Origin of the sequence: Candidatus Planktophila versatilis (assembly GCF_002288345.1) — a bacterium.
GTDB classification, from domain to species: domain Bacteria; phylum Actinomycetota; class Actinomycetes; order Nanopelagicales; family Nanopelagicaceae; genus Planktophila; species Planktophila versatilis_A.
On record NZ_CP016781.1, the window covers coordinates 1,223,991 to 1,245,901 of the forward strand.

Here is a 21,911-nt window from a genome sequence, read left to right on the forward strand (position 1 = left end):
TTCAGCGAAAAATTAGTGAGTAATTAGGCAGGAAGTTCGAGCAGCTGCTCAATGATGATTGCAACACCATCTTCTTCACATGGACCAGCAACTGCCTTTGCATACTTCACGCCATCGGGATGTCCGTCAGACATCGCAAATGATCGACCACACCATTCAAGCATTGAAAAGTCATTTGGGTTATCTCCAAATGAAACACAATCTGCTGCATCAATTCCAAGTCGCCCAGCCATCTTTGCAAGTGTCATTCCCTTTGAAACACCGAGGGCTGAAACTTCTAGAAGTGAGTCATGTGGATTTGAATGCGTAACAGTTGCTAGACCTTCTAATTCAACTGATGCGATAGCTAACATTTCATCCGATGTTAGCTCCTGCTGAGAGCAGCGAGCGAGCAGCTTCAGTGATGGAGAAGTAATCACTTCTTCAATGCGATCTACTCCGATGTTATCTAAACCAACATCCCAGCGCGGAATATAAATCTTTTCTCGGTGAAAGTAATTATGTGATTCCACTGCAAATGAAATCTGGGGAATCGCTGTACGCAATCGCTTGACGGACTCCAAGATATCTTCAGCATCCATAAGCCATTGTTCTAGGACTTTATTGTTCTGCAGGTCATACAACATTGCGCCATTGCCGCATATTGCTTTACCAATTCCAAATGCCTCTTTGATCTCTGGCATCCAACGCGGTGGGCGACCTGTAACAAAGAAGATTTCAATTCCCATGGAATGCGCTTTACGAAAAGCGTCGATGGTGCGTTGGGTGACATCGCCATAGTGGGCAACGATGGTGCCGTCGAGATCTGATGCAATGAGCTTTGGACGGCGGGCAGATGCTTGAAGAAGACTCACACAACCTCAAATTTCTTCATGCCAAGAAATGGTTGCAGCGCTGCCGGAACATTAACTGTGCCATCTGCATTTTGATGATTCTCTAAAATTGCAACAATCATGCGAGGAATAGCAACTAGGGTGCCGTTAAGGGTGGCAATTGCGTTGACCCCTTCCGAATCTTTATAACGAATATTCAAGCGTCGCCCTTGAAACTCCGTGCAGTTCGATGTACTGGTTACTTCACGATAGGCATCTTGCGTAGGAATCCATGCTTCAATATCAAATTTGCGTGTGGCAGATGAACCGAGATCACCTGATGCAACATCGATTACGCGGAATGGGATCTCCATTGCGCTCAGGAAATCTTTCTCCCATTGCAACAACCTCAGATGCTCGGCTTGTGCATCTTCAGGCTTGCAGAAGGTAAACATTTCTACTTTATCGAATTGATGCACCCGGATAATTCCGCGGGTATCTTTTCCATATGTTCCAGCTTCACGGCGGAAACATGTTGAATATCCGGCATAGCGAAGTGGCAATTTATCAACCGGCAGAGTTTCATCCATATGTATCGCTGCAAGTGGGACTTCAGATGTTCCTACTAAATAGACATCATCTTTTTCAATGCGATATACATTCTCTGCTGCTTGGCCAAGGAATCCTGTTCCCTCCATTGCCGCAGGGTTTACCAACACTGGTGGAATAACAGGTGTGAAACCATTCTTCACCGCGCTCTGGATTGCGTAATTAACGAGTGCAAATTCCAGGAGCGCGCCAACACCGGTCAGGTAATAAGAACGTGAGCCAGCAACTTTCGCACCGCGCTCGGTATCGATGGCACCAAGTAACTTACCGAGCTCTACGTGATCCTTTGGCGCAAAACCGTCTTTGCCAAAATCACGCGGGGTTCCAACATGTTCAATGATGAGGAAGTCTTCTTCGCCACCTATAGGTGCTTGAGTGTCTAATAGGTTGGAGAGTTGCAAAATTAACGCTTTGGTCTGCTCTTCTACCTGGGCGCGCTTTGTATCAGCGGCCTTTACTTTATCTGCCAAGGCCTTCGCGTTCTCAAGCAGTGATGCTTTCTCATCACCTTTAGCTGCGCCAACGCTCTTGGAAAGGGTGTTCTGTTCTTGGCGTAGCGTTTCAAACTCTATTACCGCAGCGCGTTTCTTCTCATCAATTGCAAGGATTTGATCTACGAGTTCAACACTTTCACCGCGCCCCTTTTGTGATGCGCGGACAACATCGGGGTGCTCACGTAAGAATTTGATATCAATCATGCGCGCACCTCCCGTGGATAAGATCCTAAGAATCTAATGTCGTCGCAGATTTCGCGGAGCTCTTCCACGGATTTACCGACTGGCGCATCTTTAATATGACCTTCGACATCAATGATGAAATGGTAGTGACCAAGTTCGCGACCCGTTGGACGTGACTGGATGAATGTCAGGTTTACATCGTGTTGGGCAAAGACTTGCAGAATTTCAAGGAGCGCTCCCGCATGGTCGATACCGATAAAGACGGCAATTGAGGTGCGATCGTGTCCGGTCGGCTCTGGCATCCATCCCGGCTTCTGGGCGGCGATAAATCGGGTGACGGCGCCACTGTTATCTCCAATATTTTCAGCAATGACTTCTAGGTTGAAATGTTGGGCAGCCGCACTTGATGCAATAGCTGCATCTATTTCACCCTTGCTCACTGCCTCAGCTGCGGCAGAAGTTGATGCAGTAGAAACTATTTCTGCATGCGGATAGTTCTTTGCAATATAGGCCCGGCATTGTGATTCGGCATGTGGATGTGTGCCAATCCGCTTAATTTCTTTCGTACCTGGCTTAACCATTAAGGCAAAGGTCACAGCAAGCGTTACTTCTCTAGCAATTGTCAGTGGTTCTCCAGTTGCAAGTTCATCAAGGGTGCGCGCAACAACGCCTTCTACCGAATTCTCAATCGGAACAAGTGCGTAATCCGCTTTTCCAGAACGCACTGCATCGAGTGCTGCGGTGACATTGGCAAAAGGAATGGAGATATCAGCTTCACTGGTAATTGTCTTTAGTGCAGCTTCCGTAAAAGTTCCAACCGGCCCCAAATAGGCATATGTATGGCTGTCTTGGGTGCTCACTGGTTAAGGATACCCGAGTACCTCACGTGCATGTGCCGGCTTATTGGTGATGAGAATGTCTACGCCTAACTTGTGGCATAACCGAATGTCCTCATCCTTATCAACAGTCCACACATTGAGCGAACGCCCTAGCGACTGGATCTTTTTCGCAATCACTGGCTCGGCACGTAACTCGTTCATTCCTGGTCCAATGGCAGCACTTGATGAAAACCGCGCTTGAAACCATGGCGTATTTTTATGCATAAGAAATGTTGTATTAATTGTTGAATCTAATCTGCGCATTTTCTCCACCGCTAGCCAACTAAATGACATGACCGAGACTGCAATTTTTGCAAGCGCTTTCTTTTCATGGAGTGCGGCAACTAGTAACTCTTCAACGCGGTTGCCGGAAAAGACGGGATGCTTAGTTTCTAAAAGCACACCTTTCTTATTGGCGATTGCATAATCTAAGAAAGTATCAAGGGTGAGAACCTGCGGGTATGCCCGAGATACCTCTTTATATGTCATCTCAGCAATGAGGCCTCGGTTGCCAGCCCGTTCGAGCATCGAAGCGTTATGCCACAAGATGGGTACTTCATCTTTGGTGATGCGCAGATCGCACTCGAAGCCGTCGGCGCCTTGTTCAACTGCGCCTTCGTAGGCGGCCATGGTGAGTTCTGGAAAATCGGCACTCGCACCGCGATGCGCGTAGATGAGCATGAGACCGAGAGTAGCAAAGAGATTAGTCTTACCCCCATGGGCCAGCTCTACTTCGCAACTGCCGCGCGTTCTGCGGTGGGTCTTGTCCGCAAGGGCAATGAAGATAGCGCTCTTACTTCACTGCACGTTATTGCCGTTGCCGATGGAATGGGCGGGCATGCAGCAGGAGAAGTTGCATCAAAGATTGCAATCAATTCACTCGCCGAACTCACCTCAGTTATTACTCACCCAGATATTGATTCTGATTCTGCTGACGATCTCTTTGGCCAATCACTTCACACTATTGATACTCAGCTAAAGAGTGCGGCAGATGAAAACCCAGAGCTTTCGGGCATGGGAACTACATTGACATCACTTTTTCTCTCACAGGAAAAGATTGCCTTGCTCCATATTGGCGACTCCCGGGCATATCGGTTGCGGGCAAACTCATTTGAGCAACTCTCCCTCGATCACACAGTGATTCAAGAGCTACTTAGCCAAGGTGCAATTTCGGAGGCAGATATCGCAACGCACCCGCAGCGCTCGGTGCTCACTCAAGTACTCATGGGCGATGGCATCACACACGCACCTCTACTGATTCTCGAAGGAAAAGTTAAAGATCGCTATCTAGTATGCAGTGACGGGTTGAGCTCTGTCTTAACCGAGAAAGAGATTAAGTCTTTGATTAAAGGTAAGAATCGCAAAGAAGCTGTTGATGCTTTAGTTGATGCCACCTATATCAATGGCGCTCCCGATAACGTCACGGTAATCATCGCTGATCTGGTGGAGATAAGTGAAGATAGTTCAATTCTCACCTTAGGTGCCGCACAATGATGAATTCGTTATTGGGTGCTCGCTACCTACTTGGGGAAATGATTGGCACCGGTGGTATGGCCGATGTGTATATTGCGCAAGATCAACGCTTGTCACGAGAAGTTGCTATCAAAATCTTGCGTAGTGATTTAGCAAAAGATCCACTCTTCGTGGCTCGATTTAGAAAAGAAGCAAAAGCCGCCGCTGGCCTTAATCACCCAGCAATTGTTGCTGTCTATGACTCTGGTGAAGAACCTGCGCCGTATATCGTGATGGAACTTGTTTCTGGGCACACTCTGCGCGATCTGATTCATGACGGGGAAAGACTTCCACTGCAGCGCGCATTAGAAATTGCGGAAGGCGTTCTTGCGGGCCTTGAGTATTCACATGCGCGAGCGATTGTTCACCGCGATATCAAGCCGGCGAATGTAATGATCACCGACAAGGGCGATGTGAAGGTGATGGACTTTGGAATCGCGCGTGCGATGGATGATCTTGGTGCCACCCTTACCAGCACCTGGAATGTTGTGGGAACTGCGCAATATCTCTCACCTGAACAAGCTGTGGGTGAGCCCGCAGATTCACGAAGTGATATTTACTCAGCTGGATGCTTACTCTTTGAACTACTTTCGGGGCAACCACCTTTTACTGGAGAAACTCCGGTATCAATTGCCTACCAACATGCATCAAGTACCGCTCCACTTATTCGCACCATCCAACCAGATCTTCCAGAAGGAATTGAAACTATTCTTGCAGTTGCACTAGCCAAGAAACCAGCAGATCGTTACCAAAGTGCACAAGAAATGCTTGATGATATTGCTCGAGTACGCGCAGGTGAGAAAGTATTAGCCAAGGTTGTTAGTCCACCTGTGTTTACGCGCAAGTCCGCACTTATCTACGGTGGTGCCTTCTTTGCCGCGATTGCGCTAGCTATTGGTGGTTATTTATATAGTGGCAGCTCAAATAAGAATTTGGCGCAAATCCCTAATGTTGTGGGCTTGAGTGAGGCACAAGCACGCGCGCTCTTGAGCCAATACACAATCACGATTAGACGAGCGAACGACGGCGTTATTCCACGTGATCGAGTCGCAAGCCAGATACCACTAGCAACAATGAGCGCCCAACCTGGATCATCGATCGTACTTACGATTTCAAAGGGTCCGGGAGAGGCAATTGTTCCTGATGATCTAATTGGCATGTCACTAATCGATGCACGCGCAGCCCTTACCGCTGTTGGTCTACTTGTTTCACAGACAATTGCCGCTCCATCAGATGAACCACAGGGAACAGTGCTCGAAGTGACACCTGCAGTGGGCTCAGTTACCGATGCTGGCAGTGGAGTAATTCTCACAATTGCAAGTGGTGAAATCACTGTTCCAGACTTGGTTGGTGTGGAAGCAATTCAAGCTAAGACTTCGCTGATTCAAGCGGGTTTTCTTATCAACGAATTCTTTGATTTCGATCCGGAGCAACCTCTCGGAGTTGTTATTCGCCAAGCGCCTGATGCGGAGTCAACCCAAACAATTGGTAAATCAGTAACAATTACAATTAATAGAGAGCCTTAATTAGCTCTGCCGACTACTGGCGATAATCCAACTGCTCGCTTAGGTGCAGCTAGATCACCACATGTCACCAACCAATTAGCCAACATCTGATGTCCGTGTTCGGTTAAGACTGATTCTGGGTGGAACTGAACGCCTTCGATTGGCAAATTTCTATGCTTAAGTGACATGACCACACCAGATTCGGTGGATCCGGTAATTTCTAAGGCATCAGGAACTGTATCTCGTTCTACTGCAAGTGAGTGATAGCGAGTTGCAGTAAATGGTGAAGGCAGATTAGTCAGTACTCCCGTTGCGTTATGAATAACTTCTGACGTCTTTCCATGTAAAAGCTCTGGTGCGCGAGAGACAGTGGCACCAAATGCTTCACCGATTGCTTGATGGCCAAGACAGACGCCAAATAACGGTATTGAATTCTCTGCGCAGTATTTGATCATCGCGATGCTGACGCCAGCCTTATCGGGAGTGCCCGGTCCTGGGGAGATTAAAACCCCGTCATAGCGCGCAGCTTCATCGGCTGTGACTTCATCGTTTCGAACAACGGTGCATTCTGCCCCCAATTGTGCGAGGTATTGAACGAGGTTAAAGACGAACGAGTCGTAGTTATCGATGACGAGGATTCGAGCCATGGTCCTAATTGTGCTGTAACCTTGCCCTCATGCCAAAGTCGAAGTTGCGTAAGAAGGTCGCCGAGCAGCACGCTCACGAAGAACAGCATCACATTGAAGAAGAGTCACCGCTGCTCGAGAGCCCATCGTGGCTTGCCCCTGTGATGATTGCCAACTTCCTAATCGGCCTCTTCTGGATTGTCATCTTCTATGTCAGTGAAACTCGCTACCCAATCCCTGGCATTGGCGCTTGGAACATGATCGTTGGCTTCAGCTTTATTGCAGTGGGATTCTCGCTCGCAACTAAGTGGCGCTAATTACTGACGGTTTAAGAAGCGAACATGCTCAGGTGTTAACTCATCAAGATGATCTCCTCAATCAATTAACGGCAGATATCTGCGGAATTACCGTAAAGACCGGACCAGTAGAGGCGACTCTCTTTGGAAATATCGCTGTCCAGGCCATCTCTGCGGGAGTTGTTGCCAATCTGACCGAAGCCCGCGCACTTATTGAAAAATCCTTTACTTCAAAGGTATTTCAGCCCGCTTAGCGATTACTCTTGCGCTTATGAAGTATGCGCTAGCAACGATCTCTTATCTCATTACTGCCTTCGCACTCATCTTTCTTACTGTGCGAGTGCGCCAATTGATTGCTATTTATAAGAAGCAGCAACCAGATCCCACTCGCAGCAACAATAAATCTGCGCGGTTTAAGAACATGCTCACAGAAGTTCTTGGACATACCAAGATGCTCAACTTCACAGCCACGGGAATCGCTCACTGGTTTGTGATGATTGGTTTTGGTGCACTATTCGGAACTCTCGTCACCGCATACGGTCAAGTAATTAACCCTGATTTTGCGCTACCTATTATCGGACATTTTGTTGGATATGAACTCTTTGCTGAACTCATCGCCGCCCTCACCGGCATTGGCATAGTTACTTTGATTGGCATTCGGCAAGTGACTCGTTTACGTAAACGCAATCGTTTTAGTGGGTCGAATATGGGTAAGGCCTATTACATCGAGGCGACAATTCTTAGCATTGTTTTCTGTGTCATTGCACTTCGCGGTTTAGAGGGCGCACTCGCTAATGAGGAATCATGGAACTGGCATTATGCAATTTCATGGCCGGCAGTTCTTGCCTTTAACTCCATGTCGGTTGCATCCTTAGAGCGTGCAATAGTTATCGTTGCAACGCTCAAGATTGTTATTTCAATGGCCTGGTTCATTGTGATTGCATCTGATTTCACTATGGGTATCGCCTGGCACAGATTCCTTGCCTTCTTTAATATTTACTACAAACGTAATATCGATCAACCAGCACTCGGTGCGCTGCCAGAGATGCTCTCAAAAGGTAAGCCGGTTAACTTCGAAGACCCGGCAGAAGATGATGTCTTTGGCCTTGGCACCCGCGGAGATATCTCCTGGAAGGGCTTGCTGGATATGACCAGCTGCACCGAATGCGGCCGCTGCCAATCGCAATGTCCGGCATGGCATACCGATAAACCACTTTCACCTAAGTTATTGATTATGGCTATGCGCGATCACGCGATGTCAAAGGTTGTCGAGACCGAAAACATAGTGGGTGAGAACGCTCCTATCTCACTTGATGTCTTATGGTCTTGCACATCGTGTGGTGCTTGTGTTGAAGAGTGTCCGGTTGATATCGAACACGTTGATCACATCGTTAATATGCGTCGCTTCCAAGTATTAGTTGAATCCGAGTTTCCGACAGAGCTTGGTGGAACGTTTAGAAACCTGGAGAAGGCCGGCAACCCATGGGGTGCAAATAAGGCTGACCGCGAGAGCTGGATTGCAGAGTGTGATTTCCCAGTACGCGTTGTTAGCGGTGAACTTCCAGAAGAAGTTGAATATCTCTTCTGGGTTGGCTGCGCTGGTGCATACGAAGATCGAGCAAAGAAGACAACAAAGGCTGTCGCTGAGTTACTACATATGGCCGGGGTTAACTTTGCCGTTCTAGGAAAACGCGAGACCTGCACTGGAGATCCTGCGCGCCGTTCAGGCAATGAATTCTTATATCAAATTCTTTCGCAGGAAAATATTGCTACCTTTAATGAGACATTCGGAGATAGATCAAAAGGTAAGAAGAAGGTTGTTGTTACCTGCCCGCATTGCTTTACCACCATTGGACGAGATTATGCACAGAGTGGTTTCGAGCTCGAAATGTTGCACCACACACAATTACTTAATACTTTGATTAAAGAAGGACGCCTGAAGCCAAGTCCGCATAAATCAGATAAGAAGCTGACCTATCACGACCCCTGTTACCTCGGTCGACACAACCAAATTTACGCACCACCTCGTGAACTGCTGGAGGCGAGTGGTTGCGATGTGGAAGAGATGCCACGTAATAAGGAACGATCATTCTGCTGCGGTGGTGGCGGTGGTCGCATGTGGATGGAAGAAAAACTTGGAACTCGCATCAACTTAAACCGCGTTGATGAAGCAATCGATACTGGTGCGCAAGAAGTCGCTGTTGCCTGTCCATTCTGCCGAATCATGGTCGGTGATGGAATGGTTGCGCGTCAATCAGATGTTGAAGTACTCGATGTTGCCCAGATATTACTTAGAAGCGTGAAGGCTTCAGAGTAAGCAATAACTTAGTCACTACAGCACCTGCGATAAGACCACCAAGGTGAGCGTGCCAATCAACGCCACCAATAGTGAATCCGAGGGCAAAGTTCAGGGCAATGACAACGATGATGCTTTTAATGTCACCGCCCATTCGCTTGCCAATAACTACAAATGCGCCGAATAAACCAAAGACCGCACCTGATACTCCCACTGAATATCCGTTGTAGCCGAGACTATATGCCGAAAAGAGTGAGCCGCCAATAAGTGAGATGAAGAAGATAATGAGAAATTTATTGCGGCCCATAAAGCGCTCTATCGGTGTTCCGAGTGAGTGCAGCGCAAGCATGTTAAATGCTAGGTGAATTGGGATTGTATTTGAGTTATCGTGCACGAGAGCCACAGTGACAAGTCGATACCACTCGTTTGTTGATTTAAGTAATTCAATTCCATAAAGTCCAAATGTGCCAATGATTCCGGAATCAAGGAGTTCGTATAGGTAAAACGCGCAGATAATGGTGATTAGCGTTATGACTGTTGAACGCGATTTCATACGCTTAGAAAAGTACTACGCGATAGTGACGCTATTGATGACAACTGGCGTCACAGGCTTATCTTGAGCACCTGTTGGTGTTGCGCCAATCTTGTCTACGACAGCTTGTGAAGCGACATCTTTTACTTCACCGAAAATTGTGTGCTTGCGGTTTAGCCATGTTGTTGGTGCGACGGTGATAAAGAACTGTGAACCATTTGTTCCTGGTCCAGAGTTAGCCATGGCAAGGATGTATGGGCGATCGAATTGAAGCTCTCCATGGAATTCATCAGCGAACTGGTAACCAGGTCCGCCAAATCCTTGACCAAGTGGGTCTCCACCTTGGAGCATGAAGCCAGCGATGACGCGGTGGAAAATAGTTCCGTCATATAAATTCTCATTTGATTTTTTACCTGTGCGAGGATCTGTCCACTCTTTGGCACCCGTTGCAAGACCAACAAAATTTTCAACAGTCTTTGGCGCATGGTTAGGAAATAGCTCAATGACGATGTCGCCGAGTGAGGTATGAAGGGTTGCAGTGTTTGACATGTGGAGACCAGGGGAATCGAACCCCTAACCTCTGCCTTGCAAAGGCAGCGCTCTACCAATTGAGCTAGGTCCCCGTATTAGAACGGGTGGGCCCAGGTGGACTTGAACCACCGACCTCTTCCTTATCAGGGAAGCGCTCTAACCAGGCTGAGCTATGGGCCCGCTAGACGTACTTTCGTGCGTTTCGCAGAAGCGCAAGGTTACTTGAATATCATCAAGTAGCCAAAACGGCCCCCATTACTACAGGCGTGAACCCTACTACTTTTGCTCCGAAATCTCATCTTCGCTGTTGCGGGTCACAGATAACAGGGTCACACCAACATCTAAGTTGACCAGACGAACTCCCATTGAATCGCGGCCTGTTTGGCGCACTTCAGCTGCGGGGGTTCGCATGACGGTTCCAGCAGATGTAATCGCAAGGATTTCATCTTTATCTTCTAATACAAGTGCGGATACAAGTGTTCCACGAGAATCTTCATCGATCTTTGCCGCCTTTATGCCAATGCCACCACGGCCCTGTAATCGATACTCATCGATTGGAGTTTTCTTTCCATAGCCACCATCAGTTGCGGTAAAGACAAATGCACCTTGCGTAGATTGAGAATCAACGCGCGCCATTGTTAAGAGTTCATCACCCGCGCGAAATTTCATTCCGATTACACCAGATGTGGAACGTCCCATCGGGCGAAGTGAATCGTCATCAGTAGTAAAGCGCAGTGACATCGCCTTCTTAGAAACAAGCAAGAGTTCATCGGCATTGCGGACAAGAGAAGCTGAAACAACTTCATCTCCAGGCTTTAATGAGATTGCAATGAGGCCACCTGTGCGCGGTGAATCGTATTCAGTCAGTGGGGTCTTCTTAACTAGTCCACCTTTTGTGGCAAGTACTAGGTAAGGAGCTGCGTTGTAATCTTTAAATGAAAGGACTTGTGCAATTTGTTCCTCTGGCTTAAATGCCATCAGATTTGCCACATGTTGTCCGCGGGCATCGCGGCCAGCATCAGGAAGCTCGTGCACCTTCGCCCGATATACGCGGCCCTGGTTGGTGAAGAACAAGAGCCAATCATGGGTAGAGGCGACAAAGAAATGATCAACCACATCATCTTGCTTCAGCGCCGCACCTTTAACGCCGCGACCACCTCTGCGCTGTGATTTATAGAGATCAGCGGTAGTGCGCTTGGAATACCCACCGCGGGTAATAGTTACTACAACATTATTATCAGGGATGAGATCCTCAGCCGAGAAATCACCTTCACTTGCCACAATTTGAGTACGGCGCTCATCGCCATATTTAGTAATCACTTCAGTGAGCTCGCTCTTGATGATTTCGCGCTGCTTACTTTCCGATGCCAAGATTGCGTTGAGTTCGATGATGTCAGCCATCAGGCCTTCGTATTCATCATTAATCTTCTGCCGCTCAAGTGCTGCAATCCGGCGCAACTGCATATCAAGAATTGCATTTGCTTGGATCTCATCGACATCAAGTAACTTCATCAAACCTGTGCGCGCTTCTTCGGGAGTCTTTGAGGCACGAATGAGTGCAATCACGGCATCGAGGGCATCGAGGGCTTTGAGGTATCCCTTAAGTATGTGTGCGCGTTTCTCTTTTTCAATCAAACGGAATTTAGTACGGCGAACAATGACTTCAACTTGATGCTCGATGTAATATTTAATGAATTCATCTAAGCGCAAGGTACGTGGGACACCGTCGACAAGTGCCAACATATTGGCACCGAAAGTATCTTGTAGTTGAGTCTGCTTATATAAGTTATTCAGAATCACCTTTGGAATTGCCGAGCTCTGCAAGACAATAACCAGGCGCTGGCCTAAACGTTCGTTTCCTTCATCGCGCACATCTGCGATTCCTTTAATCTTTCCATCTTTAACAAGTTCCGCAATTTTAAGTGCCAGGTTATCTGGGTTTACTTGATAGGGAAGTTCAGTAACAACTAAGCAGGTGCGCTTATTAATCTCTTCTACATTTACTACTGCCCGCATAGTCACTGAGCCACGGCCAGTGCGATAGGCATCTTCAATGCCGCCACGGCCAACAATCAGTGCCTTGGTTGGAAAATCTGGGCCTTTCACAACAGTAAGCAAATGGTTAAGTAGATCTGGGGCCGGCATATCTGGATGTTCAAGTGCGTAAATAACTGCCTCACCGATTTCGCGAAGATTATGCGGAGGAATATTTGTCGCCATGCCCACTGCAATACCGGCAGAACCGTTCACAAGTAAGTTGGGAAAACGTGCAGGTAATACATCTGGCTCTTGTGATCGTCCGTCGTAGTTGGGTGAGAAGTTGACGGTATCTTCATCGATATCACGCATCATCTCCATGGCAAGAGGTGCCAAGCGAGCTTCGGTATAACGCATCGCAGCTGCTGGATCGTTACCGGGTGAACCGAAGTTTCCGTTGCCATCTACCAATGGATAACGAAGTGACCATGACTGAGCTAAACGAACAACGGTGTCATAGATAGCGGTGTCACCATGAGGATGGTAATTACCCATGACATCACCGACGATGCGAGAAGATTTGTAATAGCCCTTATCAGGGCGATAACCAGCATCGAACATGGCATAGAGAACGCGGCGGTGAACTGGCTTTAGGCCATCTCGCACATCAGGAAGTGCGCGGCCAACAATGACAGACATGGCGTAGTCGAGATAGCTGCGCGCCATTTCAACTTGTAGGTCTACTTTTTCGATGCGATCGAAAGTTACCTCTTCCGGTGTCATGTCATCAGTTGTCATTAGATATCCAAGAATCTAACGTCTTTAGCATTGCGCTGAATAAATGCCCGTCGTTGTTCTACATCTTCACCCATAAGCACAGAGAAGAGATCATCGGCTGCTGCTGCGTCATCCAGTGTTACCTGAATCAAGACGCGATGCTCTGGGTCCATAGTTGTATCCCACAACTCTTTTGCCGGCATTTCACCTAAACCTTTAAAGCGCTGGATTCCATCTTCTTTCGGAAGACGCTTTCCGGCATCTAGACCAATCTTGATCATGCCATCGCGCTCTCTGTCGCTAAAGGCATACTCAACCGGGTCTTTGCCGCCCCACTTGAGTTTATAAAGTGGGGGTTGGGCAAGATAGACAAAACCGTTTTCAATAAGCGGACGCATAAATCTAAATAACAAAGTAAGAAGTAGTGTTCGAATGTGTTGACCATCAACGTCGGCATCGGCCATCAGAATAATCTTGTGATAGCGCAACTTTTCGATATCAAAGTCATCGTGAACTCCGGTACCGAGTGCGGTAATCAGGGATTGCACTTCATTATTTTGTAGCACGCGATCAATACGAGCCTTTTCAACGTTAAGGATCTTGCCGCGAATTGGCAGGACTGCTTGATTTCGTGAATCGCGGCCACCCTTTGTTGAACCACCAGCAGAGTCACCTTCGACAATGTAGAGCTCGCACTTGGAAGGATCAGTCCACTGGCAATCAGCTAGCTTGCCGGGCATTCCACGACCTTCGAGCAAACCCTTACGGTTACGAGCTAAATCACGTGCTTTACGTGCTGCCACGCGAGCAGAGGCGGCATCAATTGATTTACGAATAATGTCTTTGCCCTCTTGTGGATTTTGTTCAAACCATTGCGTTAAGTGTTCATTGACTACTTTTTGGGTAAATGATTTTGCGGCAGTGTTACCGAGTTTGGTCTTTGTCTGTCCTTCAAACTGTGGTTCACCTAATTTGATGGAGACAATTGCAGTAAGGCCTTCGCGGACATCATCGCCAGTAAGACGATCTTCTTTCTTGCGAATAAGTCCCTGTTCTTCGGCGAACTTATTAACCACTGAAGTCAGTGCTGTGCGGAAACCTTCTTCGTGGGTTCCACCTTCATGGGTGTGAATAGTGTTGGCAAAGGTATAGACAGACTCGGAAAAGCCGTTATTCCACTGCATTGAAATTTCAAGTGAAAGTTGCGCCTTCTTATCCTCTGACTCAATGGCGATCACGGTCTTATGTAGCTCACCGCGGGTGGAGTTCAGGTGCTTTACAAAGTCAGTAATTCCGCCCTGGTATTGGTAGCGCACCGCAATTTGTTCACCCTTGTCATCGACATGGCCAGGGCGCAAATCTGTCAGAGATAAAATCAGGCCGCGGTTAAGAAATGCCATCTCACGAAAACGGGTAGAGAGAACTTCGAATGAGAAATCTGTTGTTTCAAAGATATCTTCCGATGGCCAGAATTGAATTGTTGTTCCGGTCTCAGTTGTTGCTTCACCTTTAGCAACGGGTGCTTGCGGAACACCGAGTCGGTAATCTTGGCGCCAGGTAAATCCATCGCGCTTTACTTCAGCAGATAGCTTTGTAGAAAGTGCGTTAACCACGGATGAGCCAACACCGTGCAGACCGCCAGAGACGGAGTAGCCACCATCGCCAAACTTTCCTCCCGCGTGCAAAACGGTGAGAACAACTTCAAGTGCTGGCTTCTTTTCAATCGGGTGGATATCAACCGGGATTCCACGACCGTTATCGACCACTTGTAGTGACCCATCAGGCATCAAGCTGACTTTAATTTCAGTGCAATAACCTGCGAGCGCTTCATCAACTGCGTTATCGACGATTTCATAGACAAGGTGGTGCAGCCCGCGTTCACCGGTGGAGCCGATATACATTCCGGGGCGCTTTCGAACAGCCTCAAGGCCCTCTAGGACTGTGATCGAGGAGGCGTCGTATCCGCCCGGTTCCTTCTTCACGTCACGCTTTTCGCTCAAAGTGGGAACTCCTTGAATTTGCCTTAAATGGGCTATAGAGCGGTGATTCCGCTTTAGCAGGGTGAAATCCTATCGTTAAATCGCAAGTCAAATACCGGCGAGAAGCCTTAGGAGTGGGATTTACCGCCCGTTCGGCGCAGGGGTGAGGGTTCCTACTGAATCAACTCACTCTTTGCTAGATATCCACAGAGTTTATCCCCATTGTGGGTGGAGTTACACCCATGTAATTCAGCGCAAAGTTAGAAATATTAAATCTGTGGGCCTAGCGATTCCATCGCACGTAGCGTTGCAATGCGCTCTTCGATGGGTGGATGAGTACTAAATAACTTTGAGACAGCTTTTGCATCCAACGGGGATTCGATCCAAATATGTGCCACCGCATTTGATTTCTGGCGCACCACAGTGGAATCAGCAGCTAATACTTCAAGTGCTTTACGGAGCCCGGCAGGATTGCGCGTAAAGGAGACGGCGGTGGCATCTGCTAGCGCCTCACGCTTACGTGAAATTGCAGATTTCAAGAGCAGCGCTGCAATCGGAGCAAGAATTAAGACAACAAGTGAAAGAACAAGTGCCACTGGGTTTTGATTTTGGTTTCCATCTCTGCGACCGCCGCCAAAGAACATTATGCGCATCAGAAAATCACTCAAGATTGCTATCGCTCCGGCAGTGGTTGCAGCAACTGCTGACACTAAGGTGTCACGGTTTGCCACGTGTGACATCTCATGTGCAATGACTCCTTGAAGTTCATCGCGATCCATGACTTCTAGAATTCGTGTAGTAAATGCAATTAGTGCGTGGTCAGGATTACGTCCGGTTGCAAATGCATTGGGCGCAGAATCTTCCACGATTGCCACCTTAGGCATAGGTAAACCACTTGCAATGACCACTTCTTCAATCACATTAAAGAGTTCGGGGGCATCTTCTCGGGTAACAACTTTGGCACCTGTCATGGTGAGAACTAATTTATCTGAGCCGTAGTAAGAGCCCCACACGCCAATGAGTGATATTCCTACGGCAAAGGGAACAATTGTTGAGGCTGTGCCGGCTCCAAAATATGTCAGTACTGCATAAGCGACCAGCCAGGTGAGAACTCCCATTGCTGCCAGTAGGAAATAGGTCTTTCCTTTGTTGGCAGAAGCGAGTGCGCGAAAGTTATTCTCAGCCATAGAACTTGCTAGAACTTAACGCCAGGAACGTTGCGATCTGTTGGATTCTCAACCTCATAGAAGTCACGTGCATCTACCTTGGCAAAGCCGGCAAAGAAGCTGGTGGGGATGGTTTTAACGGCTGTGTTGAGTGAGCGCACAGTGTCGTTATAGAACTGGCGGGCAAATGAAACTTTATTCTCAGTGGTAGAAAGTTCTTCTTGAAGTGATAAGAAGTTTGCCGATGCTTTTAGATCTGGATACGCCTCAGCAACTGCAAGTAAACCTTTGAGTGCATTTGTCAGGGCGCCATCTGCTGCCGCAACGTCAGCAATAGTTGTTGCACTGGTCGCCTTCGCCCGCGCTGTGACAACAGCATCAAATGTTGATTGTTCGTGGGCTGCATATCCTTTAACAGTCTCCACTAAATTGGGAATCAGATCTGCACGTCGCTTGAGTTGAACCTCAATCTGGGCAAATGCTTCATCGACTGTGATGTTTAGGCGAATGAGGCGGTTGTATTGAGCAATAAAGAATAAAACTAAAAGTATGACTGCGCCGATGACTATATATTCCATAATGTATTCAACCTTCTGGTGGGTAGTTGTATTCCCCAGATAATCGGTATCCGAGGAGCTATTTGATCTTGCTCTGGTGAAAATTCATAAAGGAGCGGCTCGGGGTTGGCCCGCGCTGTCCTTGGTAACGAGATGCATAAATAGCTGAACCGTATGGATGTTCAGCAGGGGATGAAAGTCTAATCAGACAGAGCTGACCGATTTTCATGCCTGGGAATAACTTCACTGGCAAGTTAGCAACATTGGAAAGCTCCAGGGTGATGTGTCCAGAAAATCCAGGATCAATAAATCCGGCAGTGGAATGTGTCAGCAGTCCTAGGCGGCCCAGTGAAGATTTACCCTCTAGCCGCCCGGCGATGTCATCGGGAAGCGTGATGATTTCATAGGTGCTTGCCAATACGAATTCACCTGGGTGCAAGATAAAAGCTTCACCATCTTCGGCGATAACTTCGCGAGTGAGCTCAGGTTGCTCCAGTGATGGATCGATTACTGAATATTTATGGTTTTCAAATACCCGAAAGAATTTATCTAGACGGACATCAACCGAGGATGGCTGAATCATCGCCTCATCAAAAGGCTCGACGGATACGCGGCCGGCCATTATTTCTAAGCGAATATCGCGATCACTAAGAAGCACGGCGCGAGCCTACCTTTGCGGGCTTAGAAAAAGGAGTCCGGCGCGCTTGCCTAAGTTACTGGCGGGTAGCATTATTGCGCCATGAGCCATTACATAGCCAATCTGCGCGATATTGAATTCTGCCTCTTTGACCTACTTGGTCGCGAAAAAGTACTGGGTACTTCTATCTACTCTGAACTTGATCGCGATACCGCAATGGGAATGTTAGAAGAGATGAAGCGTTTATGTGAGAACGATCTCGCTGCTTCCTTTGTTGAAGGCGATCGCGTTGGCGCAATCCTGAATAAAGAGACTGGCAATGTAAATCTGCCTGCGAGCTTTATTAAATCTTATAAGTCATACATTGATGGCGAGTGGTGGCGACTTGATGCACCAGTAGAACTCGGTGGTATGAAAGTTCCAGCATCCATTCGTTGGGCGATTGCCGAAATGGTTCTTGGCTCAAATCCCGCTGTTCACCTCTATGCATCCGGTTATGCCTTTGCCCATGTTGCATTTTTATTGGGCACAGATGTTCAAAAAACAATGGCGAAACATATGGTTGATCGTCACTGGGGCGCGACCATGCAATTGACTGAACCAGATGCTGGTTCAGATGTTGGGGCAGGGCGGACAAAAGCTGTGGAACAAGCAGATGGGACTTGGCATATCACCGGAAATAAGCGATACATCACTTCCGGAGATGCCGACTTCTATGAGAATGTGATGCACTTTGTGCTCGCTCGTCGTGAAGGTGGCGGACCAGGAACAAAAGGTTTATCACTCTTTCTCATTCCTAAATTCATGTTCGATCTTGAGACAGGCGAACTAGGAAAACGCAATGGCGTATATGTCACAGCCCTGGAAAGTAAAATGGGCCTTAATGTTTCTGCTACCTGCGAAGTAAATCTTGGCGAGAAAGAGCCTGCCGTTGGCTATCTACTCGGTGATGTCCACCAAGGAATCTTCCAGATGTTTAAAATTATCGAATTCGCTCGCATGATGGTGGGAACTAAGGCGATTGCAACGTTATCTGCCGGCTATCTGCAAGCACTCTCCTATGCCAAAGTCCGCGTGCAAGGTGGCGATATGAAGGTGATGAACGATAAAGCAAGCCCGCGTGTGACAATCATTAAGCATCCAGACGTTCGCCGCTCCTTGATGGTGCAGAAGGCTTACTCCGAAGGAATGCGCGCACTCGTGCTCTATACCGCCTCTATCCAAGATGAAATCGAATTGGCTCGAGCAGCCGGGGAAGAAGAGAAGTTAGAGAAGATGGAACGTCTGAACGATCTCCTGCTTCCAGTTGTTAAAGGCTTCGGTTCTGAAAAATCATGGACACTTCTTGGTACTGAATCACTACAAACATTTGGTGGAGCCGGATTTACCCAAGATTGGCCACTAGAACAGTATGTGCGCGATGCCAAGATTGATACTTTGTATGAAGGCACAACAGCAATTCAAGGTTTGGACTTCTTCTTCCGCAAAGTTGTAAAAGATGGTGGGCGTGCACTTGGTCTACTCGGAAAAGAGATTCAAGCATTTGCTGAAAGTGGAGGAGCACATGCCGCTGAGAAGCAAGCTCTCCTTAAAGCACTGGCTGATCTCAATGGAATTATCGGCGTACTTGTTGGCCATGCGATGGCATCACAAGAAAAATCAGATGAAATTTACAAGGTGGGCTTAAGCACCTCACGCGCTTTGATGGCAGTGGGCGATGTCATCATTACTTGGCTTCTTCTTCGCCAGGCAGATATTGCAGCAGAGAAGTTAGCTGCCGGTGCTGGCAAAGATACTGATTTCTACACCGGTAAAATTGCATCGGCAAAGTTCTTTGTTGCAACAGTTCTTCCGCATATCACTGCAGATCGCAAGATTGTGGAAGCAACTGACTCCACCATTATGGAGATCCCGGAGTCTGCTTTCTGACCAAACTGAGATAAACTCAACGGGTGCTCTCAAAATACCGCGGTGAATTATTTCTCGTCTTGGGGGCTTTCTTCTTCGCATTAAGCGGAATCGTGGTTACGGTTGTACTAAAACATTTGCCAGCATTTCGCTTAGCTGAGTTCCGTTCTGTGACGGCTGTGCTCATTCTCGGAACACTGGTCGCACTCACCCGCCCTGAGATCATCAGGATGGTGCGCGCTGAAATACCTAAATTAGGCTTATACGGTGTCATCGGTTTTGCGATGGTTAATTTTGGATACCTACTTGGCATCCAACGTGGAATACCGCTAGCTCTTGTTTTAATTATCGAGTTCACCGCTTCAATCTGGATCGCCTTATGGATTAAGTTTGTCCGTAAGTCTTTCGTTGCGCGCCAAATGTGGATAGCTATCGCCTTCTCAATTCTCGGTTTGGTCTTGGTTGCCAAGGCGTGGGATGGCTTCGCTTTCGACTTGATTGGTATCGGTGGCGCTGTGATGAGCGCCTTCGCGCTAGCTGCGTACTTCTTAATGAGTGAGAAAATTGGAAAGAAACGCGAACCGATTGCCCTACTTATCTTTGGTATGGGATTTGCATCAATCTTTTGGCTTGTAGTTCTTCCACCTTGGACCTTTCCTTTTGAAGTATTTACAATGAAGATGGACCTGGGTGGCATTGCTGCTGGCACATTAGTTCCTGGTTGGGTGATGATGGCAGCAGCTGCAATCATTGGAACCGTAGTTCCTTATCTCTGCGTGCTTACCGGAATGCGATTACTGACGGCATCAACAAGTAGCGTCATTGGAATGCTTGAGCCGGTACTAGCAGGTGCCTTTGCCTGGGTCTGGTTTGCTCAGAGCTGGGATGTAATTCAACTCTTCGGAGCACTCGTCGTGCTCTTTGGAATCTACTTAGCAGACCGTGCGAAAACGGTAGCCACAGAATAAATCAAAAGGAACTACTCGTTCCAGCCACCATCACCTGGCGCAGTTGGTTGAATATCATTTGTTGATCCTGTTGATTGTGTGAAGTCGCGACCAGAACCAACATTCGGTGCCATATCAAAGAAGCGTGCAAAGTGAAGTTGGGCAGAGACGGTAATGGTGCGAGTTGGTCCGTTACGGTGCTTAGCAACGATGAAGTCTGCTTCACCTGATCGGTTCTGTGAGTCATACATATCATCGCGGTGGAGCAAGATAACAACGTCCGCATCTTGTTCGATAGAACCAGATTCACGAAGGTCTGAGAGCATCGGGCGCTTATCTGTACGTTGTTCCGGGCCACGGTTGAGCTGTGAGATTGCAATAACTGGAACATCTAGTTCTTTTGCCATCAACTTTAATTGACGCGAGAATTCCGAGACTTCTTGCTGGCGGTTCTCCACCTTTTTACCTGATGTCATCAGCTGCAGGTAATCAATCACAACGAGTTTGAGATTGTGACGTTGCTTTAAGCGGCGTGCTTTAGCGCGAATCTCCATCATAGAAAGGTTGGCTGAATCATCAATAAATAACGGTGCATCTGAGATCTCACCCATACGACGAGCAAGCTTTGACCATTCGTCATCGCTGAGTTGACCGGAACGAATGCTATTAAGGCCAACGCGCGCTTCGGCAGAGAGCATGCGCATTGTGATTTCAGATTTCGACATTTCAAGCGAGAAAATCACCGCTGTTTGGTTATCGTGAATTGCGGCGTGGCGGGCAATATCAAGACCGAGCGTTGATTTACCGACAGCAGGACGGGCGGCAAGAATGATCATATTTCCAGGATGGAAACCGTGTGTGAGTTGATCTAGATCGCGGAAACCAGATTTAACACCTTCAGCGCCTACACCTTTTGAAATAGCTTCAATTTCATCGAGTGCTTGCGGCAATAAAGTATTGAGCTGCACATAATCTTCAGAAGAGCGTCGCTCTGTTACCGCATAGACCTCTGCTTGCGCAGCATCTACTGCGTCATCTACTTCGCCATTTTGATCATAGCCAAGTTGCACAATCTTTGTTCCTGCTTCCACAAGTCTGCGCATGATTGCATGTTCTAAAACAATTTTTGCGTAGTAGCCGGCGTTAGCAGCTGTTGGTACAGAAGAGATAAGTGTGTGTAAATAAGGCGCACCACCTGCACGCGCAATATCGCCACGCTTTGTGAGTTCTGCCGCAACGGTAATTGCGTCCGCTGGTTCACCACGTCCGTAGAGATCTAGAATTGCATCATAGATAAGTTCGTGTGCTGGTCTATAGAAATCACGTTCACGTAAAACTTCAACAACATCTGCAATTGCATCTTTTGATAACAGCATTCCACCGAGAACAGATTGTTCTGCTTGAAGATCTTGTGGTGGTGTGCGCTCGAACTCAGCCCCAACAGTGTTGTACTGCCCGTTACGTTGGGAGTTATTGGGTAGTTCTGCGATGCTCACGAGGCGTACCTTCCTCTAGAGCACTGACAAATGCGAAGCACCCTGGGGGTAAGAGTGTGGATAAAGCCCACTTCTATGTGTAAAAGGGTGTGGAGAAGGTGTGTGTAACTCACGCCTAACGGTGGATAGCCTCCCAATTGAGCGTGGAAAGGTGGGGAGAAAAGTAAATTAGGAGTTCTCACCTGGTGAGATA

General features: G+C 47.8%; 20 protein-coding genes and 2 tRNA genes. 7 read left to right on the top strand and 15 right to left on the bottom strand.

The annotated features are described in order from the left end of the window. Window positions 1-23: 23 nt before the first annotated feature. The 4 genes from A1sIIB142_RS06320 to A1sIIB142_RS06335 are packed head-to-tail and all read right to left on the bottom strand — an operon-like array spanning window position 24 to window position 3,657. Window positions 24-854, bottom strand: coding sequence for an HAD family hydrolase (locus A1sIIB142_RS06320; protein ID WP_095694076.1), 831 nt, complete (start codon window positions 852-854; stop codon window positions 24-26). Beyond that, on the bottom strand, window positions 851-2,119 hold the full coding sequence (gene serS / locus A1sIIB142_RS06325) for a serine--tRNA ligase (protein ID WP_095694077.1): 1,269 nt from the start codon (window positions 2,117-2,119) through the stop codon (window positions 851-853). Before serS ends, A1sIIB142_RS06320 begins: the two co-directional genes overlap by 4 nt. After that, on the bottom strand, window positions 2,116-2,958 hold the full coding sequence (gene pheA, locus A1sIIB142_RS06330) for a prephenate dehydratase (RefSeq protein ID WP_095694078.1): 843 nt from the start codon (window positions 2,956-2,958) through the stop codon (window positions 2,116-2,118). The genes serS and pheA overlap by 4 nt, the downstream gene beginning before the upstream one ends. 3 nt (window positions 2,959-2,961) lie before the next feature. Beyond that, the gene (locus tag A1sIIB142_RS06335) at window positions 2,962-3,657 is read right to left on the bottom strand and encodes a glycerophosphodiester phosphodiesterase (protein ID WP_095694079.1); all 696 of its coding nucleotides are present in this window, start codon (window positions 3,655-3,657) and stop codon (window positions 2,962-2,964) included. 36 nt (window positions 3,658-3,693) lie between these two features. On the opposite strand from A1sIIB142_RS06335, the gene A1sIIB142_RS06340 reads away from it, so the two are divergent. After that, the gene (locus A1sIIB142_RS06340) at window positions 3,694-4,470 is read left to right on the top strand and encodes a PP2C family protein-serine/threonine phosphatase (protein ID WP_095694171.1); all 777 of its coding nucleotides are present in this window, start codon (window positions 3,694-3,696) and stop codon (window positions 4,468-4,470) included. Then, window positions 4,467-6,014: a protein kinase domain-containing protein gene (locus tag A1sIIB142_RS06345; protein WP_095694080.1), complete on the top strand. Its 1,548-nt coding sequence runs from the start codon at window positions 4,467-4,469 to the stop codon at window positions 6,012-6,014. The genes A1sIIB142_RS06340 and A1sIIB142_RS06345 overlap by 4 nt, the downstream gene beginning before the upstream one ends. Here the strand turns inward: A1sIIB142_RS06345 and A1sIIB142_RS06350 are convergent. Then, window positions 6,011-6,640 carry an aminodeoxychorismate/anthranilate synthase component II gene (locus A1sIIB142_RS06350; RefSeq protein WP_095694081.1) on the bottom strand — a complete coding sequence of 210 codons (630 nt, stop codon included), beginning with the start codon at window positions 6,638-6,640 and terminating at the stop codon, window positions 6,011-6,013. The genes A1sIIB142_RS06345 and A1sIIB142_RS06350 overlap by 4 nt on opposite strands. A gap of 29 nt (window positions 6,641-6,669) precedes the next feature. On the opposite strand from A1sIIB142_RS06350, the gene A1sIIB142_RS06355 reads away from it, so the two are divergent. From A1sIIB142_RS06355 to A1sIIB142_RS06365, 3 genes are read left to right on the top strand one after another with little or no spacing between them, the layout of a single operon-like run. Continuing rightward, on the top strand, window positions 6,670-6,936 hold the full coding sequence (locus A1sIIB142_RS06355) for a cell division protein CrgA (RefSeq protein ID WP_095694172.1): 267 nt from the start codon (window positions 6,670-6,672) through the stop codon (window positions 6,934-6,936). Window positions 6,937-6,968: 32 nt separating this feature from the next. Next, window positions 6,969-7,169, top strand: a complete 201-nt coding sequence (locus A1sIIB142_RS06360) for an FGGY-family carbohydrate kinase (RefSeq protein ID WP_095694082.1) — start codon at window positions 6,969-6,971, stop codon at window positions 7,167-7,169. Window positions 7,170-7,186: 17 nt separating this feature from the next. Next, window positions 7,187-9,232 (top strand): (Fe-S)-binding protein, encoded by a 2,046-nt coding sequence (locus A1sIIB142_RS06365; protein ID WP_095694083.1) that lies wholly within the window; start codon window positions 7,187-7,189, stop codon window positions 9,230-9,232. On the opposite strand, the gene A1sIIB142_RS06370 is transcribed toward A1sIIB142_RS06365, so the two are convergent. The 9 genes from A1sIIB142_RS06370 to dcd all read right to left on the bottom strand — a co-directional run bounded on the left by A1sIIB142_RS06370 (window position 9,207) and on the right by dcd (window position 17,388). Next, window positions 9,207-9,764, bottom strand: a complete 558-nt coding sequence (locus A1sIIB142_RS06370; RefSeq protein WP_095694084.1) for a rhomboid family intramembrane serine protease — start codon at window positions 9,762-9,764, stop codon at window positions 9,207-9,209. The genes A1sIIB142_RS06365 and A1sIIB142_RS06370 overlap by 26 nt on opposite strands. Window positions 9,765-9,779: 15 nt before the next feature. After that, the gene (locus tag A1sIIB142_RS06375) at window positions 9,780-10,292 is read right to left on the bottom strand and encodes a peptidylprolyl isomerase (protein WP_095675414.1); all 513 of its coding nucleotides are present in this window, start codon (window positions 10,290-10,292) and stop codon (window positions 9,780-9,782) included. A 1-nt stretch (window position 10,293) separates the two neighbouring features. Next, window positions 10,294-10,366: transfer RNA gene (locus A1sIIB142_RS06380), tRNA-Ala, on the bottom strand. A gap of 13 nt (window positions 10,367-10,379) precedes the next feature. Further along, window positions 10,380-10,454 (bottom strand) — tRNA-Ile (locus tag A1sIIB142_RS06385). 96 nt (window positions 10,455-10,550) lie between these two features. Beyond that, window positions 10,551-13,049 (bottom strand): DNA gyrase subunit A, encoded by a 2,499-nt coding sequence (gene gyrA / locus A1sIIB142_RS06390; RefSeq protein WP_095694085.1) that lies wholly within the window; start codon window positions 13,047-13,049, stop codon window positions 10,551-10,553. Next, window positions 13,049-15,028: a DNA topoisomerase (ATP-hydrolyzing) subunit B gene (gyrB, locus tag A1sIIB142_RS06395; protein ID WP_095675416.1), complete on the bottom strand. Its 1,980-nt coding sequence runs from the start codon at window positions 15,026-15,028 to the stop codon at window positions 13,049-13,051. Before gyrB ends, gyrA begins: the two co-directional genes overlap by 1 nt. Before the next feature lie 248 nt (window positions 15,029-15,276). Next, window positions 15,277-16,194, bottom strand: coding sequence for a M48 family metallopeptidase (locus tag A1sIIB142_RS06400; RefSeq protein WP_095675417.1), 918 nt, complete (start codon window positions 16,192-16,194; stop codon window positions 15,277-15,279). Between the two features lie 8 nt (window positions 16,195-16,202). Continuing rightward, a complete protein-coding gene (locus tag A1sIIB142_RS06405; protein ID WP_095675418.1) occupies window positions 16,203-16,751 on the bottom strand; it encodes a LemA family protein in 549 nt (182 codons plus the stop codon). A 58-nt stretch (window positions 16,752-16,809) separates the two neighbouring features. After that, on the bottom strand, window positions 16,810-17,388 hold the full coding sequence (gene dcd, locus A1sIIB142_RS06410; RefSeq protein WP_095694086.1) for a dCTP deaminase: 579 nt from the start codon (window positions 17,386-17,388) through the stop codon (window positions 16,810-16,812). An 81-nt stretch (window positions 17,389-17,469) separates the two neighbouring features. On the opposite strand from dcd, the gene A1sIIB142_RS06415 reads away from it, so the two are divergent. Together A1sIIB142_RS06415 and A1sIIB142_RS06420 are read left to right on the top strand one after the other, a co-directional pair. Continuing rightward, window positions 17,470-19,296, top strand: a complete 1,827-nt coding sequence (locus A1sIIB142_RS06415) for an acyl-CoA dehydrogenase (protein WP_095694087.1) — start codon at window positions 17,470-17,472, stop codon at window positions 19,294-19,296. Between the two features lie 23 nt (window positions 19,297-19,319). Continuing rightward, window positions 19,320-20,243, top strand: coding sequence for an EamA family transporter (locus tag A1sIIB142_RS06420; protein WP_095694088.1), 924 nt, complete (start codon window positions 19,320-19,322; stop codon window positions 20,241-20,243). An 11-nt stretch (window positions 20,244-20,254) separates the two neighbouring features. Here the strand turns inward: A1sIIB142_RS06420 and dnaB are convergent, their stop codons facing one another. Then, window positions 20,255-21,718, bottom strand: coding sequence for a replicative DNA helicase (dnaB, locus tag A1sIIB142_RS06425; protein WP_095694089.1), 1,464 nt, complete (start codon window positions 21,716-21,718; stop codon window positions 20,255-20,257). Window positions 21,719-21,911: the final 193 nt, after the last annotated feature.

Bases quoted from the DNA above. Each gene is read 5' to 3' on its own strand.
- serS (WP_095694077.1), bottom strand. From the start codon at position 2,119: ATGATTGATATCAAATTCTTACGTGAGCACCCCGATGTTGTCCGCGCA.
- A1sIIB142_RS06335 (WP_095694079.1), bottom strand. From the start codon at position 3,657: ATGCTCATCTACGCGCATCGCGGTGCGAGTGCCGATTTTCCAGAACTC.
- A1sIIB142_RS06340 (WP_095694171.1), top strand. From the start codon at position 3,694: ATGGGCCAGCTCTACTTCGCAACTGCCGCGCGTTCTGCGGTGGGTCTT.
- A1sIIB142_RS06345 (WP_095694080.1), top strand. From the start codon at position 4,467: ATGATGAATTCGTTATTGGGTGCTCGCTACCTACTTGGGGAAATGATT.
- A1sIIB142_RS06350 (WP_095694081.1), bottom strand. From the start codon at position 6,640: ATGGCTCGAATCCTCGTCATCGATAACTACGACTCGTTCGTCTTTAAC.
- A1sIIB142_RS06355 (WP_095694172.1), top strand. From the start codon at position 6,670: ATGCCAAAGTCGAAGTTGCGTAAGAAGGTCGCCGAGCAGCACGCTCAC.
- A1sIIB142_RS06365 (WP_095694083.1), top strand. From the start codon at position 7,187: ATGAAGTATGCGCTAGCAACGATCTCTTATCTCATTACTGCCTTCGCA.
- A1sIIB142_RS06370 (WP_095694084.1), bottom strand. From the start codon at position 9,764: ATGAAATCGCGTTCAACAGTCATAACGCTAATCACCATTATCTGCGCG.
- A1sIIB142_RS06375 (WP_095675414.1), bottom strand. From the start codon at position 10,292: ATGTCAAACACTGCAACCCTTCATACCTCACTCGGCGACATCGTCATT.
- gyrA (WP_095694085.1), bottom strand. From the start codon at position 13,049: ATGACAACTGATGACATGACACCGGAAGAGGTAACTTTCGATCGCATC.
- A1sIIB142_RS06400 (WP_095675417.1), bottom strand. From the start codon at position 16,194: ATGGCTGAGAATAACTTTCGCGCACTCGCTTCTGCCAACAAAGGAAAG.
- A1sIIB142_RS06405 (WP_095675418.1), bottom strand. From the start codon at position 16,751: ATGGAATATATAGTCATCGGCGCAGTCATACTTTTAGTTTTATTCTTT.
- A1sIIB142_RS06415 (WP_095694087.1), top strand. From the start codon at position 17,470: ATGAGCCATTACATAGCCAATCTGCGCGATATTGAATTCTGCCTCTTT.